This window comes from Enterococcus sp. AZ141 (genome assembly GCF_051714385.1).
In the GTDB taxonomy this organism is placed as follows: domain Bacteria; phylum Bacillota; class Bacilli; order Lactobacillales; family Enterococcaceae; genus Enterococcus_D; species Enterococcus_D entomosocium.
The window spans coordinates 579,345-604,113 of record NZ_JBIORT010000001.1 but is presented as its reverse complement, the minus strand read 5'-3'; the positions used below and the strand labels follow the sequence as shown (position 1 = coordinate 604,113).

General features: G+C 43.0%; 20 protein-coding genes. 14 read left to right on the top strand and 6 right to left on the bottom strand.

The annotated features are described in order from the left end of the window. Positions 1 to 61: 61 nt before the first annotated feature. The gene (locus IGI89_RS02775) at positions 62 to 1,885 is read left to right on the top strand and encodes an APC family permease (RefSeq protein ID WP_438735319.1); all 1,824 of its coding nucleotides are present in this window, start codon (positions 62 to 64) and stop codon (positions 1,883 to 1,885) included. Between the two features lie 72 nt (positions 1,886 to 1,957). On the opposite strand, the gene IGI89_RS02770 is transcribed toward IGI89_RS02775, so the two are convergent. Then, positions 1,958 to 2,848, bottom strand: a complete 891-nt coding sequence (locus tag IGI89_RS02770; RefSeq protein WP_008376111.1) for an ArsR/SmtB family transcription factor — start codon at positions 2,846 to 2,848, stop codon at positions 1,958 to 1,960. 375 nt (positions 2,849 to 3,223) lie between these two features. Between IGI89_RS02770 and IGI89_RS02765 the strand changes: the two genes are divergently transcribed. Genes IGI89_RS02765 through IGI89_RS02725 form a run of 9 tightly spaced genes read left to right on the top strand, consistent with a single transcriptional unit; the run spans position 3,224 to position 12,363 of the window. Next, positions 3,224 to 4,564 carry an ABC transporter substrate-binding protein gene (locus IGI89_RS02765; RefSeq protein ID WP_176374312.1) on the top strand — a complete coding sequence of 447 codons (1,341 nt, stop codon included), beginning with the start codon at positions 3,224 to 3,226 and terminating at the stop codon, positions 4,562 to 4,564. A 56-nt stretch (positions 4,565 to 4,620) separates the two neighbouring features. Next, positions 4,621 to 5,535: a carbohydrate ABC transporter permease gene (locus IGI89_RS02760; RefSeq protein WP_034872060.1), complete on the top strand. Its 915-nt coding sequence runs from the start codon at positions 4,621 to 4,623 to the stop codon at positions 5,533 to 5,535. An 11-nt stretch (positions 5,536 to 5,546) separates the two neighbouring features. Further along, on the top strand, positions 5,547 to 6,380 hold the full coding sequence (locus IGI89_RS02755) for a carbohydrate ABC transporter permease (RefSeq protein WP_005232200.1): 834 nt from the start codon (positions 5,547 to 5,549) through the stop codon (positions 6,378 to 6,380). 4 nt (positions 6,381 to 6,384) lie between these two features. Beyond that, a complete protein-coding gene (locus tag IGI89_RS02750; protein ID WP_005232198.1) occupies positions 6,385 to 6,993 on the top strand; it encodes a DUF624 domain-containing protein in 609 nt (202 codons plus the stop codon). Further along, a complete protein-coding gene (locus IGI89_RS02745) occupies positions 6,990 to 8,417 on the top strand; it encodes a glycoside hydrolase family 43 protein (RefSeq protein WP_438735318.1) in 1,428 nt (475 codons plus the stop codon). Before IGI89_RS02750 ends, IGI89_RS02745 begins: the two co-directional genes overlap by 4 nt. 3 nt (positions 8,418 to 8,420) lie before the next feature. Beyond that, a complete protein-coding gene (locus tag IGI89_RS02740) occupies positions 8,421 to 9,404 on the top strand; it encodes a glycoside hydrolase family 43 protein (protein WP_005232195.1) in 984 nt (327 codons plus the stop codon). Further along, entirely contained in the window at positions 9,405 to 10,850 is a 1,446-nt protein-coding gene (locus IGI89_RS02735; protein ID WP_438735317.1) for an alpha-N-arabinofuranosidase, read from the top strand. It begins immediately after the preceding gene. 4 nt (positions 10,851 to 10,854) lie between these two features. Further along, positions 10,855 to 11,121 carry a DUF6171 family protein gene (locus IGI89_RS02730; RefSeq protein ID WP_005232191.1) on the top strand — a complete coding sequence of 89 codons (267 nt, stop codon included), beginning with the start codon at positions 10,855 to 10,857 and terminating at the stop codon, positions 11,119 to 11,121. 51 nt (positions 11,122 to 11,172) lie between these two features. Next, positions 11,173 to 12,363, top strand: coding sequence for an arabinan endo-1,5-alpha-L-arabinosidase (locus tag IGI89_RS02725; protein ID WP_438735316.1), 1,191 nt, complete (start codon positions 11,173 to 11,175; stop codon positions 12,361 to 12,363). Positions 12,364 to 12,429: 66 nt separating this feature from the next. Here IGI89_RS02725 and IGI89_RS02720 read toward each other — a convergent pair whose 3' ends face one another. Next, positions 12,430 to 13,692: an alpha-galactosidase gene (locus IGI89_RS02720; protein WP_438735315.1), complete on the bottom strand. Its 1,263-nt coding sequence runs from the start codon at positions 13,690 to 13,692 to the stop codon at positions 12,430 to 12,432. Positions 13,693 to 13,812: 120 nt separating this feature from the next. Between IGI89_RS02720 and IGI89_RS02715 the strand changes: the two genes are divergently transcribed. The 3 genes from IGI89_RS02715 to IGI89_RS02705 all read left to right on the top strand — a co-directional run bounded on the left by IGI89_RS02715 (position 13,813) and on the right by IGI89_RS02705 (position 19,710). Further along, positions 13,813 to 14,712 (top strand): AraC family transcriptional regulator, encoded by a 900-nt coding sequence (locus tag IGI89_RS02715; protein WP_438735314.1) that lies wholly within the window; start codon positions 13,813 to 13,815, stop codon positions 14,710 to 14,712. Between the two features lie 50 nt (positions 14,713 to 14,762). Then, positions 14,763 to 16,703 carry a glycoside hydrolase family 127 protein gene (locus IGI89_RS02710; protein WP_438735313.1) on the top strand — a complete coding sequence of 647 codons (1,941 nt, stop codon included), beginning with the start codon at positions 14,763 to 14,765 and terminating at the stop codon, positions 16,701 to 16,703. 175 nt (positions 16,704 to 16,878) lie between these two features. Next, positions 16,879 to 19,710: an endo-beta-N-acetylglucosaminidase gene (locus IGI89_RS02705; protein WP_086316841.1), complete on the top strand. Its 2,832-nt coding sequence runs from the start codon at positions 16,879 to 16,881 to the stop codon at positions 19,708 to 19,710. A gap of 130 nt (positions 19,711 to 19,840) precedes the next feature. Here IGI89_RS02705 and IGI89_RS02700 read toward each other — a convergent pair whose 3' ends face one another. Genes IGI89_RS02700 through IGI89_RS02685 form a run of 4 tightly spaced genes read right to left on the bottom strand, consistent with a single transcriptional unit; the run spans position 19,841 to position 23,242 of the window. After that, positions 19,841 to 20,503 carry an ABC transporter permease gene (locus IGI89_RS02700; RefSeq protein ID WP_438735312.1) on the bottom strand — a complete coding sequence of 221 codons (663 nt, stop codon included), beginning with the start codon at positions 20,501 to 20,503 and terminating at the stop codon, positions 19,841 to 19,843. A gap of 4 nt (positions 20,504 to 20,507) precedes the next feature. After that, entirely contained in the window at positions 20,508 to 21,428 is a 921-nt protein-coding gene (locus IGI89_RS02695) for an osmoprotectant ABC transporter substrate-binding protein (protein ID WP_016619676.1), read from the bottom strand. Next, on the bottom strand, positions 21,428 to 22,063 hold the full coding sequence (locus tag IGI89_RS02690; protein WP_005227319.1) for an ABC transporter permease: 636 nt from the start codon (positions 22,061 to 22,063) through the stop codon (positions 21,428 to 21,430). The genes IGI89_RS02695 and IGI89_RS02690 overlap by 1 nt, the downstream gene beginning before the upstream one ends. Before the next feature lie 3 nt (positions 22,064 to 22,066). Further along, positions 22,067 to 23,242 carry a betaine/proline/choline family ABC transporter ATP-binding protein gene (locus tag IGI89_RS02685; RefSeq protein ID WP_008376079.1) on the bottom strand — a complete coding sequence of 392 codons (1,176 nt, stop codon included), beginning with the start codon at positions 23,240 to 23,242 and terminating at the stop codon, positions 22,067 to 22,069. Positions 23,243 to 23,594: 352 nt separating this feature from the next. On the opposite strand from IGI89_RS02685, the gene queA reads away from it, so the two are divergent. After that, a complete protein-coding gene (gene queA, locus IGI89_RS02680) occupies positions 23,595 to 24,626 on the top strand; it encodes a tRNA preQ1(34) S-adenosylmethionine ribosyltransferase-isomerase QueA (RefSeq protein WP_438735311.1) in 1,032 nt (343 codons plus the stop codon). Positions 24,627 to 24,769 lie beyond the last annotated feature (143 nt).

Here is a 24,769-nt window from a genome sequence, read left to right as displayed (position 1 = left end):
TTGTGAGGATATCGTTACAAGTTTAACGAAGGATTTTTTCATGAAAAGGAGTGTAGAAAAAGTGGAGTATTTGAAACGTTTGTTGGTCGGACGTCCATTGAAATCCGCAGAGAATGATGAACAAAAACTGAGCCGGACGGCGGCCCTTGCGTTGCTATCTTCTGATGCTTTGTCTTCGATTGCTTATGGGACAGAGCAGATCGTTGTCGTATTAGTGGCACTTTCCGCTGCTGCTATCTGGTATTCATTGCCGATCGCTGCTTTTGTTATTATTCTTTTGATTTCATTGACCTTGTCTTACCGCCAGATCATTCATGCTTACCCTCACGGCGGTGGGGCATATGTAGTAAGTAGTGAAAATTTAGGGAAAAATGCGGGCCTGATTGCCGGCGGCTCTCTATTGATCGATTATATGCTGACAGTGGCAGTATCCGTCTCAGCAGGGGCAGAAGCCATCACTTCAGCTGTGCCGGCGTTGTTCGGTCATCAAGTGGCCATTTCTGTCGTGATCGTAATCTTGATCATGATGATGAATCTGCGAGGGTTGCGAGAATCAGCTAGCTTCTTGATGATTCCTGTCTACACCTTTATCGCAGTGATCACAGTCTTGATCGTGGTCGGTTTGTACAATATCGTAACGGGTGCGCAACCGTTAAATGCAACCGCACTACCGGGAGCGGTCGTACCTGGGGTATCCGTGGCCTTGATTTTACGGGCTTTCTCATCAGGTTCCTCTTCTTTGACAGGGGTCGAAGCGATCAGTAACGCGGTGCCGTTTTTCAAAAAACCACGGGCGAAAAATGCAGCTGCGACCTTGACAATCATGGCGTCGATTTTAGGATTCTTCTTTGTCGGCATCACTTTTATCAACTATTGGTATGGTATCGTACCAGAAACAGAAGTGACCGTCCTATCTCAAATCGGTACTGCCGTTTTTGGTCATGGGTTTATGTACTACGTTTTGCAATTTGCTACGGCACTGATTTTAGCAGTTGCCGCAAATACCGGATTTTCAGCTTTCCCCGTGTTGGCGTATAACCTAGCGAAAGACAAATATATGCCGCATATGTATCAAGACCGTGGGGACCGTCTTGGCTATTCGAACGGAATCATCACCTTGGCTGCTGGTTCCATCGTATTATTGTTTATCTTCCAAGGATCGACCGAGCGTTTGATTCCTTTGTATTCCATTGGGGTATTTATTCCTTTTGCCTTGTCCCAAAGCGGAATGGTGATCAAATGGAGAAAAGAAGGCAAAGGCTGGTTCTTTAAATCGATCGCCAACATCGTTGGGGCTTTGATTTCCTTTGCGATCATTGCCATCTTGTTCGTGTATCGCTTAGGCGATATTTGGCCATTCTTTATTATCATGCCGATCCTCTTGTATATCTTTTACAAGATCCATGATCATTATAAGAAAGTCGCAGAACAGCTGCGGTTGGAAAAACAAGAAGCACTACATGTTTATGAAGGAAATACTGTGATCGTTTTAGTCGGAAATGTTACCCGAGTAAATATCGGCGCATTGAACTATGCCCAATCGATTGGTGATTATGTCGTAGCGATGCACGTATCGTTGGATGAAGATGTGAAGAAAGAAAAAGAAATCGAACAAGAATTTAAGCAAAAATTCCCAGACGTGCGTTTCTCCGTCGTTCATTCTTCTTATCGTTCGATTGAAAATCCCATCTTACGTTATGTGGATCTAGTCAGCCGCAATGCAGCCAAACACAATTACACAACGACCGTCATCATTCCACAGTTTGTCCCAAGACGTCGCTGGCAAAATATTTTGCACAACCAAACAAGTCTGCGCTTGCGTTTCAGACTCTCTTGGCGTGAAAACATCATTGTAAGTACGTACAGTTACCATTTGAAGAAATAACAAAAACGCTAGTTTAGCGACCTGATTCCCAAAAGAAATGTTTGGGTCAGCCGCTAAGACTAGCGTTTTTTTTTAGCTATAAAACATTTTTAGTTTGATATCTTGATCGTAATTCCCAAACCCCTTGCCAAAGAGGGTACAACCGCCGACATGCTCGGCATCTTCTTTGACTTCCACTTTTAAATGCCACGTATCTTCGTAGGCAGGTATATCCTTGATCGTAATGTCGGAAAGAGGAACACCTTCCATGTAGGTTCCATGATCCATGATGCGGATCGTCTTCAATAACCCGTACTGATTAAGATTGTCTGGATACCAATCCGGTGTATACTTTCCACGAATGTCTGCAAAATCCCCTGGGCTAGTCCATGTACCAAGCTCCACACCATTTAAGCTGAAGGTGATGTCTGAAGGCCAGTTGTTATTGGAAAAAGGAAATTCAGACGACACCTCCATTGAGATCTCCATCATTTCGAGTTTTTCTTCTTTTGCTAAGAAGTTTGGCGATTGGTATTCGACAAATCCTTTCGTAAACCACAAGATGCGGGCATCCATTCGTCGGGGATCCATGAAAAACTTCGGTTCATCTACCATTCCCACAAAATCAGCTGAAGTAGCAAGCCCGCACGTTGGTTCTACCGAATAATTTGTATAATGACCGATCGGTATCGCCGTTTCTTTCGTATCAAAGGCATTAAAGATTTTCTCAGGAAAGTTGATATCGATATGATCCACTCTCAAACTGGAAATCTTTTTTTGCCCTACACGCTCTGTTTTGATGATTTTGGCTTCTTCTAATTTTTTGATATGCATCGTAATGATAGCGCTGCTTAAGCCTAACTCTTGTGCCAACTCTTTGACATTCATCTTGTTTTTAGCCAGCAATTGAATGATTTTGATTCGCACGTTACTGGCAAGTGCCTCATAGACAGGCAATGCTTCTTGATTGATTTCTAATTGCATCGTGTCACCTCCGCTTAAACTGTTTGATTTACTTGAATGTTAACATATTTGCTAATTTGTGTAAATAGCGTTGTTTATTTCGCTAGTTATTAATATATTTATTAATTAATATAGATATTATCCTTGATAAATTAATCAAAATATTGTTGACAGCGATTACAAATCAAGTTATGATTTATTTGTAAATTGAAAGTGTTTGCAAACATCAATTTCTATGTTTTGTTTTTGTGAATTGTTTATAGGCTTCTTTATAGGAAATATCTTAGGTGTTAGGAATTATTATGAGCAGTTAGTAAGGTCTTTTTTTAGAGAGGTCAATGAACAAATGTGATAACGTACCTGCAAATATCTATAAAACTTGAGAGGATGGAAAAGATGAACATCAAAAAGGTTATTTTTTCGGGAGCAGTTCTAGGTTTAAGTAGTTTGGTATTAGGGGCCTGCGGAAACAGTAATAATAGTTCTGGTGATGATAGCGGAAGTAAAGAAATTACGTTTATGTTTCGAGGCGGCGAGGACGAGAAGAAAGCCTATGAAACAGCAATTAAACAATTTGAGGAAGAAAATGATGTAAGCGTTAAGATTATTGCTACAGATGCTGATCAATATGCAACAAAGCTACAAGCGGCAATCTCAGGCGGTAATATGCCCGATGTTTTCTATGTAGAACAAAGCAATCTAATGGCTTACGTTGATAATGGTGTTTTGCTAGATATTACGGATGAAATTGAGAATTCAGATTTTGATCTTTCAAACATCTGGGAATATGGGGTAAATAGTTATCGGTATGATGGTGAAAAAGTTGGTAGCGGTGCTTTGTATGGATTACCAAAAGATGTTGGACCATTTGCTTTAGGATATAACAAAGACATGTTTAAGGAAGCTGGTATTGATTTGCCTGATACAGATACGCCTTATACATGGGATGAATTCGTTGAAGTATCTAAACAGTTAACGAAGGATTCTGATGGAGATGGAAATCTTGACCAATGGGCAACAGGATTTAACGTAAACTGGAGTTTACAAGCTTTTGTTTGGAGTAACGGAGCAGATTGGATCAACGAAGCCAAAGATACCGTTACTGTAGATACACCAGAATTTGCGGAAGCATTGCAATGGTTTGCGGATCTGCAAAATGTGCATGAACTCACCCCTTCAATTTCTGATGCACAAACATTGGATACGTATCAAAGATGGATGAATGGTGAGATTGCTTTCTTCCCTGTAGGACCTTGGGATATGAGTACGTATGCAGGATTGGATTTTGAGTATGACTTGATGCCTTGGCCAGCAGGCTCTACAGGTGAATCTGCAACGTATATCGGTTCTTTAGGTATTGGTGTTGCTAGCAAAACCAAACATCCAGAAGAAGCAGTGAAATTAGTTGAATATTTAAGTGCATCTGAAGAAGGTCAACAACAATTAGTAGACGCACAGATTCAAATTCCTAACCTGATTGATATGGCTGAAGAATGGGCTTCTGATAAGGACAGTGTACCTAATAATAAACAGGAATTTATTGATATCGTCCAAGATTATGGTCGCGCATTGCCAGTGGCAACCACCTACAATGCAGAATGGTACGATGAATTCTTTATCAATATCCAACCTGTGTTAGATGGAGATCAAACGGCAGCGGATTATTTGAAAGAAGTTCAACCTAAGATGCAAGAAAAACTAGACTCAGCAATTCGCCAACAAGAAACAGCAAGATAGACTCACTGGGGTCACATATCTATGTGACCCCAAAGATTTTTATGGAGGGACGCGTAATGGAACAAGTGGAAATAAAAAAAACAAAAAATAAAAATAGTCTTTATGCAAAAGAGCACAAAGTTGCTTTCTTGTTCGTTCTACTTCCAGTTTTAGGATTTATTTTGTTTTCATTGATACCTTTAGGCTATTCGGTTTATGCTGCCTTTACAGATTGGAACGGTCTAGGGCAAATGAATTTTATCGGTCTTGAGAACTTTCAGAAGCTTTTTAGAGATGAGTACTTCTATAAGACGATGTTTAATACCGTCTTTTTGATGTTAGGGATTCCAATCGGTTTGATTTTGTCATTTATGCTAGCATCAGCACTGAGCAGAGGAATTAAAGGAACGACGATTTTTCGAACAATCTATTATATTCCAGTCATCTCATCATTAGCAGCCATTTCGATTTTGTGGCAATGGGCTTACAATGGTGATTTTGGTTTAGTCAATCAGGTCTTGGATATCTTCGGTATCAGCGGCCCTAACTGGTTGCAAAACCCATCAACAGTCAAACCGGCAATTATTATTATGTCTGTTTGGAAGGGCTTGGGCTATTCTATGCTCTTGTACTTGGCAGCGATTCAAAGTGTACCAAAAACCTTTTATGAAGCAGCAGAATTAGATGGTGCTTCTTCTTTTCAAAAGTTTCGCAATATCACTTGGCCGATGGTTAGACCAGTCACTTTCTTTTTAGTCGTTACGAATATTATCGGCGGCTCACAAATCTTTACGGAAATAAACATTATGACACCAACTGGCGGACCACAATATAGCAGTGCTACGGTCGTTTGGTATATCTGGCAAAAAGCTTTCAGAAATTGGCAAATGGGTTATGCAAGCAGTATGGCGTTGATTCTAGCAGTATTGGTTTTTGTGATAACAGCATTCCAATTCTATATGAACAATCGTTCAAGCTATAAATTAGATTAGGAGGGAAAAGAATGAAAAAACTGAAAATAAGCAACGTACTCATTATTTTAATTCTCTCCCTTGGAGCAGTTATTATGGTGGGGCCGTTACTTTGGATGATCTCAACATCGCTAAAAGACCGAGCTGGCGTCTTCCAGCTGCCACCTCAATGGATTCCAGACCCAGTACAATTTGATGCGTACAAACGTTTATCTGAGCTGGACACTTTGTTCTCAGGGATTAAAAATACAGTGATCGTTTCACTTTCTGTAACTGTTGTAGGTACTCTGACATCCAGTTTAGCTGCCTTCTCATTTGCCAAATTACGGATGCCGCATAAAGATGCGCTATTTCTAATCCTTTTAGCCGCTTTGATGATTCCCTATCCAGCGGTGATGATCCCGCAATTTATGATGTTCTCCCAAATTGGCTGGGTTGATACGTTATTACCATTGATCATTCCGGGAATGTTTGGAAATATCACGATGATTTTCTTTTTGCGACAATATTTATCTAATATTCCTGATTCGATCGTTGAGGCGGCAAAAATTGATGGTGCGGGCTATTTACAAACCTTTATCCAATTGATTTTCCCGTTGATTCGTCCAGCAGTTGCTGCTCAATTTATTTTATGGTTTATGGGCGCTTGGAATGACTACTTAGCACCATTGATCTACTTGAATAGTCCAGAAAAACAAACATTGCAAGTAGTGATCGCAAACCTAAATGCCGCCTATGCTATTCAAACGGATTATCCGTTGATTATGGCAGCTTCCGTTGTTTCATTACTTCCGGTTTTGATCGTATTTATTATTTTCCAAAAGCAAATTATCGAATCAGTTGCACTTTCTGGAATGAAAGGGTGAGTAGATGTTTCTAAAAGCAATGAACTGGCTAAATGCATTCGTACTTCTGATAGAACTAAATATTTTGTGGCTTCTAGGTATTTTAGCTGGTTTTTTTGTGGTCGGCTTTGTTCCAAGTACTGTTGCTGTCTTAACGATTCTAAATAAAGAGGATCTATTTACAGGCTATTACTCTTATATAGAAGTATTGACTTTATTTTGGAAAAACTATGTGTCAGCTATTCGCTTATACAAATGGCGGGTCTTTATATTTCCACTTATTCTAGGCATTCTCTATTTGGAATTGCTGATTGTGCAGCAAAGTGATCTAATGAGAGCATTTTTCCAATGGCCACTTTTGTTTTTGTTCAGTTATGTGATTTTAGTATTGATCAATTTATCCTTAGTTACTCGATTGAGTAAAGATAAGTGGCGGAAAAAAGCCGTTTTTTCATTGACGAGTCCATTCTTGTTACCAAAAGAATCTTTTCTTTGTCTTTTGATGGTTCTTACATTTTCAATTGTTAGCATGGCGTATCATTGGTTCTTTTTTGTCGCAATTTCAATCTTTTTGTACAGTGCCAGCAAGTGCTTGTTGTCAGGCTATAGCAAGAAAGGATTGTTAAAATCATGATCAAAAAATTTCTTTTCTCGTGTGTTCCTCTAATGATTCTTTTATCTGGCTGTACTGCTTCTGCAGTTGAAGAAGTCTTATCCCCTCCTGAGTTTGCCGATGTTAGTGTCCATGACCCATCGGTGATCAAAGCGGATGATACGTTTTATATTATTGGTTCACATATGCAATTTGCCAAGTCTCAGGATTTGTTGAAGTGGGAGCAGATATCTAATTCAGTATCTGAAGATACTCTATTTGAGAATATTCGAGAAGAATTGGCGGAAGAATTTGAGTACGCACAGACAGATACGTTATGGGCTAGTGATATCCAACAGTTTAAGAATGGAAAATACTATTTGTACTATTGTTTGTGTCAAGGAACTTCACCGCTATCCGTAATGGGAGTGGCGGTATCTGACTCTATTGAAGGTCCTTATGAAAAAGTCGAATCTTTTCTTTATTCAGGAACTTCTCCGCAGTTTGGTGAAGCGTACAATGCAGCGATTCATCCAAATGCGATCGATCCTCATGTTTTTTATGACAATGAAGGGAAATTATGGATGGTCTATGGATCATACTCAGGCGGGATTTTTATCCTAGAAATGGATGATGAAACGGGTTTGCCTAAAGATCGCAATTCTTACGGAACACATTTGATGGGCGGAAATCACAGTCGCATCGAAGCACCATACATTCAATATAATCAAGAAAATGGCTACTATTACTTGTTCACTTCATTTGGTGGGCTAGATGCAGACGGTGGATACAACCTTCGAGTCGCGCGGTCAAAGAATCCCGATGGTCCTTATGAAGACAGCCAAGGAAATCCAATGGCTGAGGTCAAAGGGAAATTTGGAACGGTTTTTGATGACGCAAGTATTCAAGACTTCGGAACTAAGATTATGGGGAACTTCCTATATACCGAAAATACGAGCAATGAAGGGGTTGGCTATGTTTCGCCAGGTCACAACTCGACCTATTATGATGAAGAAACCAATCAATATTACTTGATTTTCCATACACGTTTTCCAAATAGCGGAGAATATCATTCTGTGAGAATCCATCAAATGTTTTTCACAGAAGCAGGGTGGCCGGTTGTTTCTCCATTGAGATACAGCGAAGAAACGATTGCTGATTATACAAAGAATCAAGTTACGGGTGCCTATACGCTGATTTCCTTTGACAAGTTTTTAACGGATGATTTGAAAGAACCACAGGAAATTACAGTTGAAAAAAATGGCCCGATCAATGGTGATCGCACTGGAACATGGGAACTAGCGGAAAAGAATAGTCAAGAAGATTCAAGTGTGGTTATCGATGGCACTGTTTATAAAGGGAAGTTTCTTTCCGGCTGGGATGAAAATCAGCAAAAGCAAGTAATGACATTTACAGGTACCTCAGAAGCAGGAGTACCATTATTTATTGTTAGGAATGAGGAGTAAGGTATGGCAAAAGCAAATGCAGAGACAATACAAAATCCAATCGTGTATGAACGAGCAGACCCTTGGGTATATTTACATTCCGATGGTTACTATTATTTTACAGGTTCAGTTCCTGGATATCAGTCGATTGAACTTAGACGAGCGAAAAGCCTCAATGAACTGGAAGATGCAGAGAGAAAGACGGTTTGGCAGGCACATGAATCGGGACCAATGAGTGAATTGATTTGGGCACCAGAAATTCATTTCATCGCTGATAAGTGGTATATCTATTTTGCCGCTAGTGATAATGAAGAGATCAGAAATGAAAATCATCATCATCGAATGTTCGTGATCGAAAATAATTCAAGTGACCCTTTTGAAGGGGAATGGGAAGAAAAAGGACAAGTCATCACGCAATTTGAAAGTTTTAGTTTAGATGCAACTGTGTTTGAACATCAGGAGAAACTTTATTATGTTTGGGCGCAACAAGATCCAAGAATTCCAGGAAACTCTAATCTTTATCTATCAGAAATGGAAAATCCATGGACACTAAAAGGGAAGCAGCTTTTACTATCGATCCCTGAATACCCTTGGGAACAGATTGGTTTCATGGTGAATGAGGGACCGGCCGTGCTTAAACGAAATGGTAAGATTTTTATCACTTATTCGGGCAGTGCTACAGATGAAAATTACGCTATGGGATTATTGTGGACAGACGAAAATAGTGATTTATTAAATGGGTTTTCTTGGCAAAAATCCCAAGATCCAGTCTTTCAAACGTCAGAACGGAATTCTCAATATGGACCGGGGCATAACTCTTTTACAAAAGGGGCAGATGGTGAGGACATTTTAGTTTATCATGCAAGACCAGAAAAAAATCAGGCAGGCGATCCTCTGGCAAACCCGAATCGACATGCAGTTGCACAACCATTCACTTGGGATGAAAAAGGATTCCCAGTCTTTGGTGAGCCGGTCGCAAACAATAAATTAGAGATGAAGGTGAACTGATTGACGATTAACATTCAAAACACAAAATCAGGAACAACGATCAGTAAATATATCTACGGTCATTTTGCAGAGCATCTAGGCCGTTGTATCTATGAAGGATTATACGTTGGAGAAGATTCGCCGATCCCAAATAAAAATGGGATGCGGATTGATGTGGTTGAAGCACTGAAAAACATTCAAATCCCTGTGCTACGTTGGCCAGGCGGCTGCTTCGCCGATGAATACCATTGGAAAGACGGGATTGGTCCTAAAGAAAACCGCAAAACGATGGTCAACACCCACTGGGGCGGCGTGACTGAAAACAATCATTTCGGGACCCATGAATTTTTTGAATTGATCAAGCAACTGGAATGTGATGCGTATGTCAACGGCAATGTCGGCAGCGGAACGGTACAAGAAATGTCGGAATGGGTGGAATACATCACGATGGATGGCATTTCTCCGATGGCTGATCTTCGCAGAGAAAATGGCCATGAAGAAGCGTGGGAAATGAAATTTTTTGGCGTAGGAAACGAAAACTGGGGCTGCGGCGGCAATATGCGGCCAGAGTATTATGCGGATCTGTATCGCCGTTATCAAACCTATGTCCGCCAATACGGCGACAAAAAAATCTACAAAGTCGCCGGCGGAGCGAATGTCGCAGACTATCATTGGACAGAAACGCTGATGAAAAACGCGCATTGGTTGATGGACGGCCTAAGCTTGCACTACTACGTTCATCCGCAAGGCTGGGAAGAAAAAGGTAGTGCCTTGGAATTTGATGAGGCAGAGTGGCAAGTGACCTGTGAAAAAGCAGCCTACATGGATGAATTATTGACCCGCCACAGCGCGATTATGGACCAGTATGACCCAGAACAGCGTGTGGGAATCATTGTTGATGAATGGGGCACTTGGTTCTCAGCAGAACCTGGTACGAATCCAGGCTTCTTATACCAACAAAATACGATCCGTGATGCCATGGTCGCAGCGATCACCTTGAATATTTTCCATAAACATGCCAAGCGAGTGCATATGGCAAATATCGCACAAACCGTCAACGTCCTGCAGGCGATGATTTTGACAGATGGCGAACAAATGGTGAAAACCCCAAGCTATCATGTCTTTGATTTGTACAAAGTCCATCAAGATGCTGAAACCATTGATAGCCATGGAACTAGCAGCGATACCATTACGTATACGATTTCGAAAAAAGAAGATACGATCCATCTATCGGTTTGTAATTTTGCTACCCAAGGCATGGAAGAATTATCTTTCTCCCTTGAAACAGCGGTCAATGAAGTGAAAGAAGCTCGTTATATCGTGGGGGACAAAATGAACGCACACAATGATTTTGATCATCCTGAAGATGTGGTGATCCAAGACTTCACCGCTTACGATGTTGAAGAGAACAAAGTCAGCTTGCGGGTGCCAGCAATGAGTGTTCTCACGATCTCATTGACAGTCTGAACCCATGACTTGTAAAGGATGCGAAGTGAAAGATGCTGCGGCAGCAGCACAGGAAGACATTGAATCCTTGATTGCAGAACAACTTTCTTTAGAAAGCGACTTGGCTTCGCCGGAGATCGTCAGTAGGAGAATCGTTGTTTGTGAGACTTGTCCATTGCGATTGAATCATACCTGTACCAAATGCGGCTGCTTTTATCGGTTTCGCGCAAATTTAGCTAAGAAAAACTGTCCTGCAGGAATGTGGGAACAAACAGGGCAGCTCGTCAAGTAGCTGTCCTGTTTTTATAAAATAGAATAAATCAATTAGGAGATGAGGGAAGACATGACAGCGATCAATGGGGTTCATGATCCTACGATTATTGAACATGAAGGCACCTTTTATTTATATTCAACGGACACACAACAGCCCAAAACGGCTGGTGTACCAATTCGTCGTTCAAAAGATTTGATCCATTGGCAATTTGAGAAACAGGCATTGTCAGAAATGCCTGAACCAGCAGTAAAATGGAGCAAGGCTCAAGGACTATGGGCACCGGAAGTTATTCGCTATAAGGACGAATTCCGTATGTATTATTCTGCTTCGACATTCGGCAGTACCACTTCTTTTATTGGCTTAGCTACAGCAACAGATCCTTTGGGCCCTTGGGAAGATCAAGGAGAGGTTATTAAAACCAATGCTACTCTTGCACAGCATAACGCGATCGATGCCAATATTGCTTTTGACCGCTCGGGTGAACAGTGGTTTGTCTATGGTTCTTTCTTTGGCGGAATCTATATTGCTCCATTGAACAAAGAAACTGGCAAACTTCAAGAAAAGAGCTATGGCCAACGGATTGCTTTTCGTCCGAAAACAGTTGATACTGCTATTGAAGGCCCATTTGTCTATTATCATCCTGAAACCGATTATTATTATTTGTTTGTTTCTTTCGATTCCCTTAACGATTCGTATAATATCCGTGTCGCCCGAGCAAAAGAAATTACGGGGCCATATCTGGACTGGCATGGTACGGCCATGACGGATCAAGAGAAGACGCCAACCGAAGTAGGAACCAAACTGTTGGGCAGTTATCAGTTCTCAGAAGAACCAGTTGTATACGCTCCTGGTCATAATTCGATCTTTACGCAATCCAATAAAGAAAGCTTCGTTGTGCATCATGTACGGAGAAAACCCTTCAGTGACCAATTCTATTTACAAATACGTAAACTCTATTGGCTAGAATCAGGTTGGCCAGTAATCTCTGCTTCAATCTATCAGGGAAGTGTTTCACGAATGCCAGAGCAGGAAACTCTGTTAGGAAAGTGGGAAATCATCCAATTTGATCACGAGGCTCAAGTTATATCTTCTCAACAGCAAGAAATAACAGCATTAAAAAAAGAAGGACGAAGTTACTTGTGGGGAGAAAATGAATTTGTCCCATATTATGAGTACATCGACCAAAAAGAAAGGTTGTTTTTATCTGGAATCAATGATCAAGGCGTTGCGTTTCTTGGTCGAAAAGTGTACGAAGAATAAAAAATAAGCAGCACAATGGGCAGGTTGCATTGTGCTGCTTATAAACGTATACTGCTGCCGGTTTTACTAAATACTGCCTTTGAATAATCGGACACCATGAGTAGGAACCTCAGCATTGGCAATTGTTTGTTCTTTTTGTTGCCATAACTCAGTGCCGCTTTTAATTGGTAGTAAAGCAGCGATCGATTTTGGGATGGTTTGCGTTTGATCAGAAACATTGAAAATGGCATAGTAGACTGCTGTGTCGCTCAACGCCTCCCAAATGATCCACTCTTGATCACGATAGAACTCTTTTTTCGTATAAATTCTTCGATACATTTCTAAGACTTCAGTATTCGTCAATAAACTTAAGGTAAAGAGATCGATGTCTGGTAAAGTACCACCAAACATCAATGGAGATTGGAAGATCGTCCATAAACTCATCAATAAGTATTGCTCGTCTTCCGTAAAACGTGTCCAGCTGTCACCACCGCCTCCATCAACTGCTCGAATGCCGATATGACCCAACGGTAGCATATCACAGTCAGGCCAGTTACCTGGACGAACGAAAGGTGCCCACTCTGCTGCTCGGTCAAACATGGCGTAAAGGGCGTCCCAATGATCCCAAAAGTCATCCGTCAAGCGCCACATATTGGCATGATTTTGAAAGAAACTACCATTTTTGAGGGCAGCGGGTCCGGGAGACAAAGAAAGGACGATCTCTCGACCGGATCGATCGATTGCACGGCGAATCGCTTTGATTTCTGCTTTATGGGCATCACCGTAAATTTTCGAATCGCCGATATCATCCACCTTTATAAAGTCAACACCCCAAGAAGCATATAATTCGAGCAAAGAATCATAATAAAGCTGTCCTTCAGGCAATGAAACATCGACCCCATACATATCGGAATTCCAAGGGCAGATTGAATTCATAGCAATGTACCGTGCCCGTTTATCCGTTCCTTTGATCGGCGTATTTTGATGAACTGCTTGTCGTGGAATGCCGCGCATGATATGGATACCAAACTTCAGCCCTTTTTGATGCAGATAGTCACCAAGTTTTTTGAAACCAGCGCCATCTTTTGCTGAAGGGAAACGGTTCTCAGCAGGAATCAAGCGAGAATAGTCGTCCATACACAATGGATGAAAATCATTGTACCTTGTAGACTTTGCTTCTGGTTCGCTCCATTGAATATCCACGACGACATACTCCCAACCATAAGCTTTCAAATGCTCTGCCATAAAATCAGCATGGGCGATCACTTCTGCTTCGGTCACAGAAGCGCCATAGCAGTCCCAAGAATTCCATCCCATTGGGGGTGTTTGTGCAAAATGTAAAAAAGACATCGATTTCCTCCTAGTACGTTTTTCTTATAGTATAGTAAGCAATAAAAAAGAGAGGGAAAGTTTTGTCTACTAGAAATAAAAAAGAAAGAAATCGTCAACGAATGAAAAAGGAGTTGTTCAATGGTGTTTCCACAAGAAACAAATTATGCGAAGATTACAGCATACTATAGTGTTGCCCTTGAGCGTTTTTCCATGGATCCACATCAACACCCAGCGTGTGAAATCATGTTTGTGACCAAAGGAAAGTGTAAGATAAAGGTTCAAGATCAAGTGATTGTTCTGGAAAGAAATGATTTCGTTTTCATAAATACGTTTGTGGAACACGCCTTATTCGTTGAAGGAGATTCCTGCACATTACTGAATATTGAATTTCTTCTGAGTGAGACGCCGTCCGCCCTTTGTGTTCGTGATGTTTTTGCATACATCAAAGGAAATTTACAATGGAATGAGCCTTACGCGAAAAGTCGCGATGTCCGCCAATTTGGACAAGCGATCAAGTCATTGCTACAACTGCTAATGATCGATGATACTCAGGAGCAACCGTCTGCTGAACGGCAATTTACGATCGAGCTCTTGTTTAAGCGGATGCTGATGGAATTAGCCTTTTCATTACGTACGAAAGAAACCAAACGGGGCAATTGCTATGTGAACGCTGCGATCGACTATATTCAACAGCATTTTGATGAAGATATTCAAGTCTCCCAAATCGCAACGGCGGTGGGGATTACGAAAGCCTACTTGCATAAACTCTTTCATGAGCAACTGGGAGTGACGGTCAACCATTTTCTCACCAGTGAGCGTCTGAAGCAGGCAGCATTTTTACTAAGCAATAGTCAGCTACCAATCGTCGAAATTGCCGCTCAAGCAGGATTCAACAGTAGGCAGCACTTTACCAATACCTTTAAACAGAAAAAAGGCATGAGTCCTAAAGCCTACCAGCTCTTATATAAGCAAACGATCAAAGAGGAGGCAGGGCAACATATCACAGGAGATGATTCGGCCTTTCTATTAATGAAGTGAATATAGAACGAATGATCAAACATAAAAAAATAAAAGAACAGGAGAACGAAATGAAAGAATTCGCATTAAACAAGATCCAGCTCACGGACGAGTTTTGGCAAGGATACCAAGAGCTTGTTCGCAAAGAAACGATTCCTTACCAATACCAAGTCCTAAATGATGAAATCGATGTAGATGTTCAAGCAGAACGGGAAGATCCCAATTTGCCAGCTGGGAAAAGCCATGCATTGGCGAATTTTCGCATCGCTGCAGGGCAAATAGAAGGGGAACATTTTGGCTGGTTTTTCCAAGATAGTGATGTCTACAAATGGATCGAGTCGGCTGGGTATAGCTTGTTGAATACTAGCGATCCGCAATTGGAAAAGACAGTAGATGAAGTGATTGACTTAGTTGCTGCTGCGCAAGAAGCGGACGGCTACTTAAATACCTTCTTTCAATTGACCCGACCGAAGTTAAAATACCGTCAGCTGTATTTCAGTCATGAACTTTATTGTGCCGGGCATCTAGTCGAAGCGGCTATCGCTTATGATCAAGCAACAGGCAAGGATAAATTACTGACCGTGGCAGAGAAAAATATCGCCAATATTTGCACGTATTTTGGGCGGGAGTCTGGAAAAATTCAAGGTGCTGATGGCCATCAAGAGATCGAATTGGTGCTGGTGCGTTTGTATGAATACACTGGTAAACAAACCTATTTGACATTAGCTGATTTTTTTCTTGAAGTACGTGGGGAAGATCCTGCCTTTTACGAAAAAGAAATTTTGAAAAACCAAGCGGATGGCTTATCAGATGAAACGCCAAGGGTAGACCTCACCTATTTACAAGCCTACGATCAACCTAAAAAGCAGCATGAAGCCAAAGGTCATGCGGTACGAATGCTGTATATGGCAAGCGGGATGGCAAAAGTCGCCCAGCATACCCAAGATCAAGAATTGATCGATGCTTGCGAAGCGATCTGGGAAGACATCGCCTGTAAGAAAATGTATGTGACCGGTGGCGTCGGCTCAACCGTTCACGGGGAAGCCTTTGTCGGTCCCTATGATTTGCCAAATGATACGATGTATTGTGAAACCTGTGCAGCCATTGCATTGGTCCAATTTTCTTTTGAGCTATTCAAACTAACCAATGAACCAAAATATTTAGCGACGATGGAACGAGCGTTGTATAATAGCGTCCTTTCTGGTGCGGCAATTGACGGCAAACACTTTTTCTACGTGAATCCTTTGGAGGTCAATCCCCAACGAGATCAAGAAAATCCTGACAAAGGCCACGTCAAAGCCCAACGACCCGATTGGCTCGGTTGTGCGTGTTGTCCGCCCAATTTTGCACGGATGGTCGCTTCGCTGCAGCGCTTGGTTTACACTTGCGATCAAGAGAAGCTTTACGTGAATTTATTTGTAGCAAGCCGTTTAGAAGAACCTGACCAATTTACGTTTGAACAAACGGGCGGGTTTCCTTTTACAGAGGACCTCACGATTCGCTATCAAGGCATTCCAAAGACGCTCATCATCCACAAACCTAACGGACTAAGTAAGTTTCAAATCGATAGTGAACACGAATGGCAGGAGACGAACGAGGCAATCATCTTTGAGGCAGTCGAAAACGTGACGGTCAATATCCGTTTTGAACAACCATTGCAAATCTTGCGTGCGAATCCTCAAGTTATTCAAGACATCAATCAAGTCGCATTGCAACGTGGCCCCTTCGTGTATTGCATAGAAGAAGCCGACAATGGTCAAGCACTCTGGCGTTGCCGCATCGACCCACAGGCGCTGGAGGCGACCTTTGCGAAAGAGGATACGTTGTTGCCAACTACTTTACGTTTGGCGATCAAAGGCTACCAAAGCGAAGAATGGTCGGGAACAACCCTTTACGAAGAACGAGCGGAAACGGTCATACCTCGTACGTGGCAACTGATCCCATACCATTTATGGGGCAATCGGGGCATAGGCGAAATGCGCGTTTGGCTGCCGCTCGTTGGAAAGGAGTAAGAAGTAAGCAGGGCCAAAGAGCTTCCCAAAAAGGAGGCTCTTTTTTTTCTAAACTCAACCTTCTTGGATTTGTTGCATGATTTCTTTAATTTGTTCCTATATTCCTACCTTTGAAAGCGTTATCGTTTTAGTGTAGGAATGTTGGCGGGTTTATGTAAAACAAGGAGGAAGAAGTGTGACAAGGAAAATCAGTAAAGTTGGCGCATCTTTGTTGGTGTTGGCAGCGGCAACGGCAATCGGCGGCTGCACCCAAAGTGAGGCGAAGACAACTGGAAAAGTCGTTTACCAGGAAACAGCCAAAAGTACGTTGGAAAAAGCGATGGACAATCAGCCGGAGTCGTCTTATTGGTTCCCAGAGGATTTGTTGGCATGGTCTTTTGAAAAAGATCCAGATGCGAAATACAATACCAGCGTTGTTCCATTAGCGCAGCGGGCAGCTAAAGAGACGTTGCCGAAGATGAATGACACGCAAACGGCAGAAACCAAAGTCGTGGCGCTTTCGATCATGAATAGCAGTACGAGCGGCAATGCACCACGTGGGATCAATACCTTTGATGCCAATGTCTTTTCTTATTGGCAATACATTGATCAATTGGTTTATTGGGGCGGCTCTTCTGGCGAAGGGATCATCGTACCACCAAGTCCTGATGTGACAGATGCTGCTCATAGGAATGGCGTGCCGGTTTTAGGAACGATCTTCTTTCCGCAAACTGCCCATGGTGGGAAGCTGGAATGGCTAGATACGTTTTTAGCTAAGGATGAGGACGGCAATTTTCCGATCGTAGAAAAAATGATCGAAGTTGCCAATACGTATGGCTTTGATGGCTGGTTCATCAACCAAGAAACCGATACGGCGGTCACTAGTTTTGATGATGCAGCGGAAGGTGTTGAACAATCGGGGACTGATGGTAAAGGACTAAATGAAAGCCACGCCAAAGCGATGCAAGAACTGATCGCCCAATTCAAAGAACAAACCGACGAGCATTTAGAGATCATGTGGTATGATTCCATGACGAGTGATGGGAAAATGGATTGGCAAAACGCTTTGACGGATAAGAACAAAGCCTATTTAGTGGATGCAGAGATGAACCCATTGGCAGATAGTATGTTCTTGAATTTCTGGTGGACCACTGACAAACTGGCGGACAAAGAGCTGTTGAAGGCCTCCAATGAAAAAGCCCGTGAAATCGGTGTCGATCCTTACGATCTTTTTGCTGGGATCGATGTGCAAGAAAATGGCTATTCAACGCCTGTGCGCTGGGATCTGTTTACGGATGAAAAAGGCGTTCCTTATACCTCATTGGGCCTGTATGTACCTAGCTGGACCTATTCTTCTGCTAGTACGCCGGATGATTTCCAAAGCAAAGAGAATGCTTTTTGGGTCAATAACACGGGTGATCCTCGGGAAAGCCAGCTGCCAGAAGCGACAGAGTGGCCTGGGATCTCCACCTATGCCCTAGAACAGACCGCTATCACAGAGCTGCCTTTTGTGACGAATTTTAGTCTGGGGAATGGCTACAACTATTTTATCGAGGGAGAAAAAGTGTCCAGCCGCAATTGGAACAACCGAAGCTTGCAAGCTGTTTTGCCGACCTATCGTTGGGTCTTTGACCATGGAAAAGACAATGATTTGGCTGTATCAATCAATTATGCGGATGCCTATAATGGCGGAAATGCACTGAAACTACGTGGACAGATGACAAAAGGCAGTACCAGTCACATGGCATTGTATCAGACAGCATTTCCTGTGACGAAAAAGACGAAGCTGACGACGACTGTCAAAGCAACGGTACCGACAACTCTTGATTTGGTCGTGACCTTAGCCGATGGTTCGACACAAACAATCAAAGGAGACAAAGAGGTCGTAGCAGACTGGACGACGATTACTTACTCATTGAAAGACATCAAAGGGGAAGTGACAGCGATCGGTTATGACATAACCACTGAAGAGACCAGTGATGTCTATGAGTTGAATCTAGGGCAATTAACGATCGGAGATCAGAAAGCGGAGAAATTCGCTGCCGAAGCATTGACGGTTGAGGATGTGCTCTTTGATGAGGAAGAGGGCAACTATGCGGGTGTCCGTTTAATGTGGGAAGCTGCCAAGGACAAGACAGCTGCGGTTTATGAGATCTACCAATTGAACGATGACGGCTCACGCTCTTTCTTAGCAGCTACGCCAGCAACCAACCACTATTTGAATGCCGTTGAACGTCCAAAAGGGACGAAAACCAAGTTCGCGGTGGTGGCAGTGGATCGCTATGGCAATCGTGGCAAGCTATCAGATACGGTGGAGATCACTTGGCCGAACAATCAGCTGCCAAAAGCGGCCTTTACAGCCTCTAAAACCTTGGCGGCACCGGGTGAAACGATCACCTTCACGAATACCTCATCTGCGAATGCTGAAGCATTCGAATGGACGTTTGAAGGCGGCGATATCACGAGCAGTACAGAAGAAAATCCCCAAGTGACCTATTCGGAACCAGGTACCTACAAAGTCACGCTTGTTGCCAAAAATGAAGCAGGAGAGACCCCTCTGGAAATGGCGGGATTGATCACGATTTCTGCTGATGCGCCGAAAGAGTTGCTGCTGCTTTCAAAAGATGCCGAAGCAACTGCTTCATCGTTTGTCAATGATGCCGAAGCACCGGCTTTTGCCCTCGATGGTGATTTGAGTACGAAGTGGTGTGCGACAGGCAATGCGCCTCATGAGTTGATGATCGATCTCGGTCGACCACAAACGGTCAGTGAAGTACGCCTCGCTCATGCGGAGGCTGGTGGAGAAGGTCCAGACATGAATACGCGGGCGTATACGGTGCTCGTCAGTGAAGATGGCAAAGACTATGAGCCAGTTTCACGAACGTTGAAAAATGAAGCCGGCAATAGCACCAATACGTTTGCCGTCCAGAAGGTGCAATATGTAAAAATCAGTATCGATAAACCAACACAAGGAGCAGATTCGGCAGCCCGAATCTATGAAGTCGAAGTATACGGAATGGATAAATAGCGAAAAAGAGCAGGGCGTTAAACCTAAGAAGGGAAGCGTCTGAAGCATGCTTTTCTGAAAAATGACCAAACCCAAAAAGCCGTTGCGACCAATAAATGGTCACAACGGCTTTTGCTTTTTGCAAATAAGTTTAGCGTGACGTACGGCTGGCTGGATCTAAGCGGCGTTCAATAAAGCTCAATCCAAGATCCGTAATGATCGCCATCAAGGCAGTTGGTAAAGCACCGGCTAAGATGATCGATGCACCATCCGTCGCATTGGTTCCACGGATGATGATGTCCCCCAGTCCACCAGCACCAACGAAAGCCCCAATAGCGGTGATACCGATCGCCACGACTAAGGCGTTTCGAATCCCTGCCATGATCACCGAAACAGACAATGGCAATTCGATCATATACAATCGTTGCCAGCTAGTCATCCCCATCCCTTTGCCGACATCTAACGTATTGCGGTCGACTTGGCGCATGCCGGTATAGGTATTTTTGATGATCGGTAACAAAGAATAAAGGGAAATCGTTAAAATCACGACATTCACACCTAAGCCCATGCCGATCATTAAAATCGAGATCATCGCTAAAGATGGAATCGTCTGGATGATATTGGCGAAACGAATCACCCAATCTGCCAAACGCAGTTTTTTAGAAATCAAGATCCCGATTGGAATCCCGACGATCGAGGCAAAAAGTACCCCGTAGATTGAAATCAAGAAGTGACGAATGAACTGGGCAAAAACATAGCCGCCATTTTCTTGAAAATAGAAAAGAAATTGTTGGAATAAATTCATGTCTGCCATTTCGTCACTCTCCTTCGAAGTAATTATTTTCTTCTAAGAAACGTTCGGCAACTACCGTTGGTTCTAGAAGGTCATTATCCACTTGGTAATTCAATTCTTGCATTTTTTCGGTATCGATTTTGCCTGCTAATTTGTTCAGAGCATCGCCGATTTCAGGTGTTTCTTTCAATAATTTGTCATCGACGATCGGTGCGGCATCATAAGGCGGGAAGAAGTTTAGATCATCTTCCAGCATCACGAGATCGTAACTGCCGATCCGGCCGTCGGTTGAGTACCCTAAAACGATATCCATTTTTCCGTTATCAACAGCATCATAGACAAGACCGATCTGCATCGGTAGGATATTTTGGAAAGAGAATCCATAGGCTTTCTGGAAGCCATCGTACCCATCACCGACCCGTGTGATCCACGCGGTATCGACCCCTGCGACCAATTGATCTGCGACATCTTTCAAGTCACTGACTTTTTCCAATCCGTATTTTTCGGCAGTGTCTTTCCTGACAAGAAAGACATATGTGTTATCAAAGCCGTAAGATGGGAACCAAGTCTGTTGGTATCGTTTCTCAAATTCTGATTTGACTTTGTCAAAGGCGGCTTGCGGATCAGATTCTGGCTCCAACCCTAACGTCGTGGTCAAGTCAGTTCCTGTGTAGCGGGCAGCTGAGATCGACGCATCGCCATTCATCATCGCTTGGTGATTGATGGTCGTTGTTGCTAAGTTGTTAATGACGGTTGTGTTTTTATCCGTATAGTGTTCGACCATACCGGCAACCACCGCGCCAAGAATTTGGGCTTCGGAAGTGATCCCGCCTGTGATCGCCACGGTATTCTCATCAGAAGTCGATGCTAAACCGGGAAAGGAACAGCCGGACAGTAAAGCGACACTTAAGGAAAACAACAGCGCTAATTTTGAAGTTTTTTTCATTACGCATCCCCCCTTAAGGCAGCTGGTGTCAGTTTGTTTTCTAACAAACCCAGTAACCAGTCAGCTAATAAAGCAAAGATCGTCACTGGAATCGTCCCAGCAAAAATCAAAGGCGGTTGGTAGTTGTTTAGTCCGCTAAAGATCAAATCACCAAGTCCACCGGCACCGATGTAAGAAGCCAAGGTAGCCCAGGCTAAAACATACACGGCCGATAAGCGGATCCCTGCCATGATCGTTGGGATCGCTAGGGGTAATTCCACACTGATGATCGACTGCAAGTTGGTCATCCCCATCCCTTTGGCAACATCGCGGTAATTCCAATCGACTTTTTTCATTCCAATGTAGGTATTTCGCAAAATCGGCAACAAGGAATAAATGAAAAGAGCGACGATAGCAGGGACTTTTCCGACACCTAAAATCGGGATCATCAATGCCAATAGTGCCAAAGAAGGCACGGTTTGCAACGCACTGGTGATGCCGATCACGATCGTTGCTGCTTTGGGGAAACGGGTCAAGATCACACCGATCGGTACGGCAACAAGAATCCCTAAGAGCAAAGCCGCAAAGGAAATATACAAATGTTCAAGACTTTTGGTGACCAATTGGCCGCCATATTCATTAAAGAAGCTTTGCATGCGCTAGACCTCCTCAGTTTCTTCAGGTTTCGCCGACTCAATGGCTTCCATGATCGATGGTTCATCGCCCCAAATCACGTCATAAACGATATCAACTAAGGAAGCACGGGTCAAAATCCCAACTAAATGTTTGTCGGCATCTACTACTGGGACATATTTTAAGCCGCGTTTTAAGATGCGTTGCAAGGTATCCCGCAACAAGGCGGTTTCGCGAACGAAAAAGACATCTTTGTTCAAGATATCGCCGACACTAGTAACTTTGCCACGGTTGCGGTCGATGGATTCGACATCGATGTAGCCTTTTAGCACGTTGCTATTGTCGGTAACAAGCAAGGTATCGACCCGTTTTTCCCGCATCAAGTGAATCGCTTCTTGTATGGATTTTTCTGGTGTGATAGCGATCGGGGTATTTAACATTACGTCTTTGACTGGCGTTGTGTCAGGTTTTGCTTGTAACAAGCGGTCTTCACCGATCAATTCTTCCACAAACGGTGTTGCTGGGTGTTGCAGAATATTTTCTGGTGTATCAAATTGAATGACTTTTCCTTCACTCATGATCACGATACGGCTAGCAAGCTTCAATGCTTCGTCCATATCATGGGTAACGAAGACGACGGTTTTTCCAAGCCGTTCTTGCAAGTCTTTAACCAAATCTTGTAAGGAGTCACGAGTGATTGGGTCTAGTGCGCCAAAAGGCTCATCCATTAAAATAACATCTTGGTCAGCTGCCAAGGCACGGACAACACCGATCCGTTGCTGTTGCCCCCCAGACAATTCGTTGGGGTAACGGTCGAGCATTTCTCGCGGCAATTCCACCAAGTCGATCATGCGCTCGGCAGTTTTGTTGCGTTCTTCTTGGCTGACTTTTAACAATTTTTGAACCAATGTGATGTTTTCCCGAATCGTCATGTGAGGCATCAAACCGATGCTTTGGATCACATAGCCGATTTGACGGCGTAATTCCACGGGGTTGATCTCTGTAACGCTTTTTCCATTGATCAAGATTTTTCCTTTAGAAGGATCCGTCATACGGTTGATCATCCGCATACAAGTCGTCTTTCCACTACCACTTGTCCCGATGAAGCAAATGAATTCGCCTTTTTCAAAGGAAAGATTCACATCTTCAACAGCGACTTTACCACCTTTGTAAATTTTGGATACCTGCTGAAACTCAATCATGATGTCACCTCTATTTTTATTTAAGCAATCTGAATAATGGCTTATAATCTGTACTAAGTATGCCGAAAAGTCACGTGTTATTCAAATAATCTGCCCATTTTTTTCATAATTGTATAGACAAAACTGAAAATAGCGCCATAAGCAAGTCCAAATTAAGGAGCGATGCATAGAGAAAAGAAGCAGCGGAAATATGTCGTTATTTTTCATTGGGAAAAAGGGGGCTTTTTTGCTGAACGCCTTGGCAGCAGTCTCTTTATTTTTTTCTAAGAAAGGGCAGAATTAAAAGCTGTTTTTTCAATTTTTATAAAAACATGCTAGAATAGAGAAGAATTTAGGGAAAGAGAGGAACAACATGCTTACAACTGAAGATTTTGATTTTGAATTACCGGAAGAACTGATCGCCCAAACGCCATTAAGCGATCGCTCAAGTTCCCGTTTATTAGTGGTTGACCGCGAGACTGGCAAATTTGAGGACAAGCACTTCTATAACATCATTGATGAATTGGAACCAGGGGATGCCTTGGTGATGAATGATACGCGGGTATTACCAGCTCGTATCTATGGCGAAAAACAAGAAACAGGTGCCCATCTGGAAATCCTTTTACTGAACAATATTGAAGGGGATACGTGGGAAACCTTGATCAAGCCAGCCAAAAGAGCCAAAGTCGGCACGAAGATCACCTTCGGTGACGGACGATTAGAGGCAGTGGTGGAAGAAGAGCTCGATCACGGCGGCCGGATCATTCGTTTTCAATACAAAGGAATCTTTTTAGAGATTCTGGAATCACTTGGCGAAATGCCGTTACCGCCTTACATCAAAGAACGGCTAGAAGACCCAGACCGCTATCAAACGGTTTATGCCAAAGAAAACGGCTCAGCGGCCGCACCAACTGCCGGCTTGCATTTTACCCCAGAATTGCTAGAGCAGATTGCAGCGAAAGGCGTCAAGCTGGTTTATCTGACTTTGCACGTTGGTTTAGGAACGTTTCGTCCAGTCAGTGTCGATAATATCGCTGATCATGAGATGCACAGCGAATTTTACCGTTTGACAGAAGAAGCTGCCGCACAATTGAACGATGTTCGGGCAAATGGTGGCAAGATCGTTGCAGTCGGAACGACTTCGATCCGTACATTAGAAACCATTGGGACCAAGTTTGATGGGCAAATCAAAGCCGATAGTGGGTGGACGAGTATTTTTATCACGCCAGGCTATCAGTTTAAAATCGTGGAAGCTTTTTCTACCAACTTCCACCTACCAAAATCAACCTTAGTGATGTTAGTCAGTGCCTTTGCAGGACGCGACCTAACACTTTCTGCCTACCAGCATGCCATCGATGAGCGATATCGCTTCTTTAGCTTTGGCGATGCGATGTTCTTAAAATAAACAAAAAAACTGAGCGACGTAAGCGGCTCTTTAAGTTGAATCAATTTCTCAACTTTTAGAACTGCTTTTTTTGTCGCCCAGCTTACTACTAGAGGAAGGTATAAGTGGTGGTCGCTTTTTGTGGTCCATGCAAAGCAATGTTT

Bases quoted from the DNA above. Each gene is read 5' to 3' on its own strand.
- IGI89_RS02700 (WP_438735312.1), bottom strand. From the start codon at position 20,503: ATGGCAGACATGAATTTATTCCAACAATTTCTTTTCTATTTTCAAGAA.
- IGI89_RS02770 (WP_008376111.1), bottom strand. From the start codon at position 2,848: ATGCAATTAGAAATCAATCAAGAAGCATTGCCTGTCTATGAGGCACTT.
- IGI89_RS02740 (WP_005232195.1), top strand. From the start codon at position 8,421: ATGGCAAAAGCAAATGCAGAGACAATACAAAATCCAATCGTGTATGAA.
- IGI89_RS02725 (WP_438735316.1), top strand. From the start codon at position 11,173: ATGACAGCGATCAATGGGGTTCATGATCCTACGATTATTGAACATGAA.
- IGI89_RS02695 (WP_016619676.1), bottom strand. From the start codon at position 21,428: ATGAAAAAAACTTCAAAATTAGCGCTGTTGTTTTCCTTAAGTGTCGCT.
- IGI89_RS02690 (WP_005227319.1), bottom strand. From the start codon at position 22,063: ATGCAAAGCTTCTTTAATGAATATGGCGGCCAATTGGTCACCAAAAGT.
- IGI89_RS02720 (WP_438735315.1), bottom strand. From the start codon at position 13,692: ATGTCTTTTTTACATTTTGCACAAACACCCCCAATGGGATGGAATTCT.
- IGI89_RS02730 (WP_005232191.1), top strand. From the start codon at position 10,855: ATGACTTGTAAAGGATGCGAAGTGAAAGATGCTGCGGCAGCAGCACAG.
- IGI89_RS02715 (WP_438735314.1), top strand. From the start codon at position 13,813: ATGGTGTTTCCACAAGAAACAAATTATGCGAAGATTACAGCATACTAT.
- IGI89_RS02765 (WP_176374312.1), top strand. From the start codon at position 3,224: ATGAACATCAAAAAGGTTATTTTTTCGGGAGCAGTTCTAGGTTTAAGT.
- IGI89_RS02755 (WP_005232200.1), top strand. From the start codon at position 5,547: ATGAAAAAACTGAAAATAAGCAACGTACTCATTATTTTAATTCTCTCC.
- IGI89_RS02685 (WP_008376079.1), bottom strand. From the start codon at position 23,242: ATGATTGAGTTTCAGCAGGTATCCAAAATTTACAAAGGTGGTAAAGTC.
- IGI89_RS02760 (WP_034872060.1), top strand. From the start codon at position 4,621: ATGGAACAAGTGGAAATAAAAAAAACAAAAAATAAAAATAGTCTTTAT.
- IGI89_RS02710 (WP_438735313.1), top strand. From the start codon at position 14,763: ATGAAAGAATTCGCATTAAACAAGATCCAGCTCACGGACGAGTTTTGG.
- queA (WP_438735311.1), top strand. From the start codon at position 23,595: ATGCTTACAACTGAAGATTTTGATTTTGAATTACCGGAAGAACTGATC.
- IGI89_RS02745 (WP_438735318.1), top strand. From the start codon at position 6,990: ATGATCAAAAAATTTCTTTTCTCGTGTGTTCCTCTAATGATTCTTTTA.
- IGI89_RS02750 (WP_005232198.1), top strand. From the start codon at position 6,385: ATGTTTCTAAAAGCAATGAACTGGCTAAATGCATTCGTACTTCTGATA.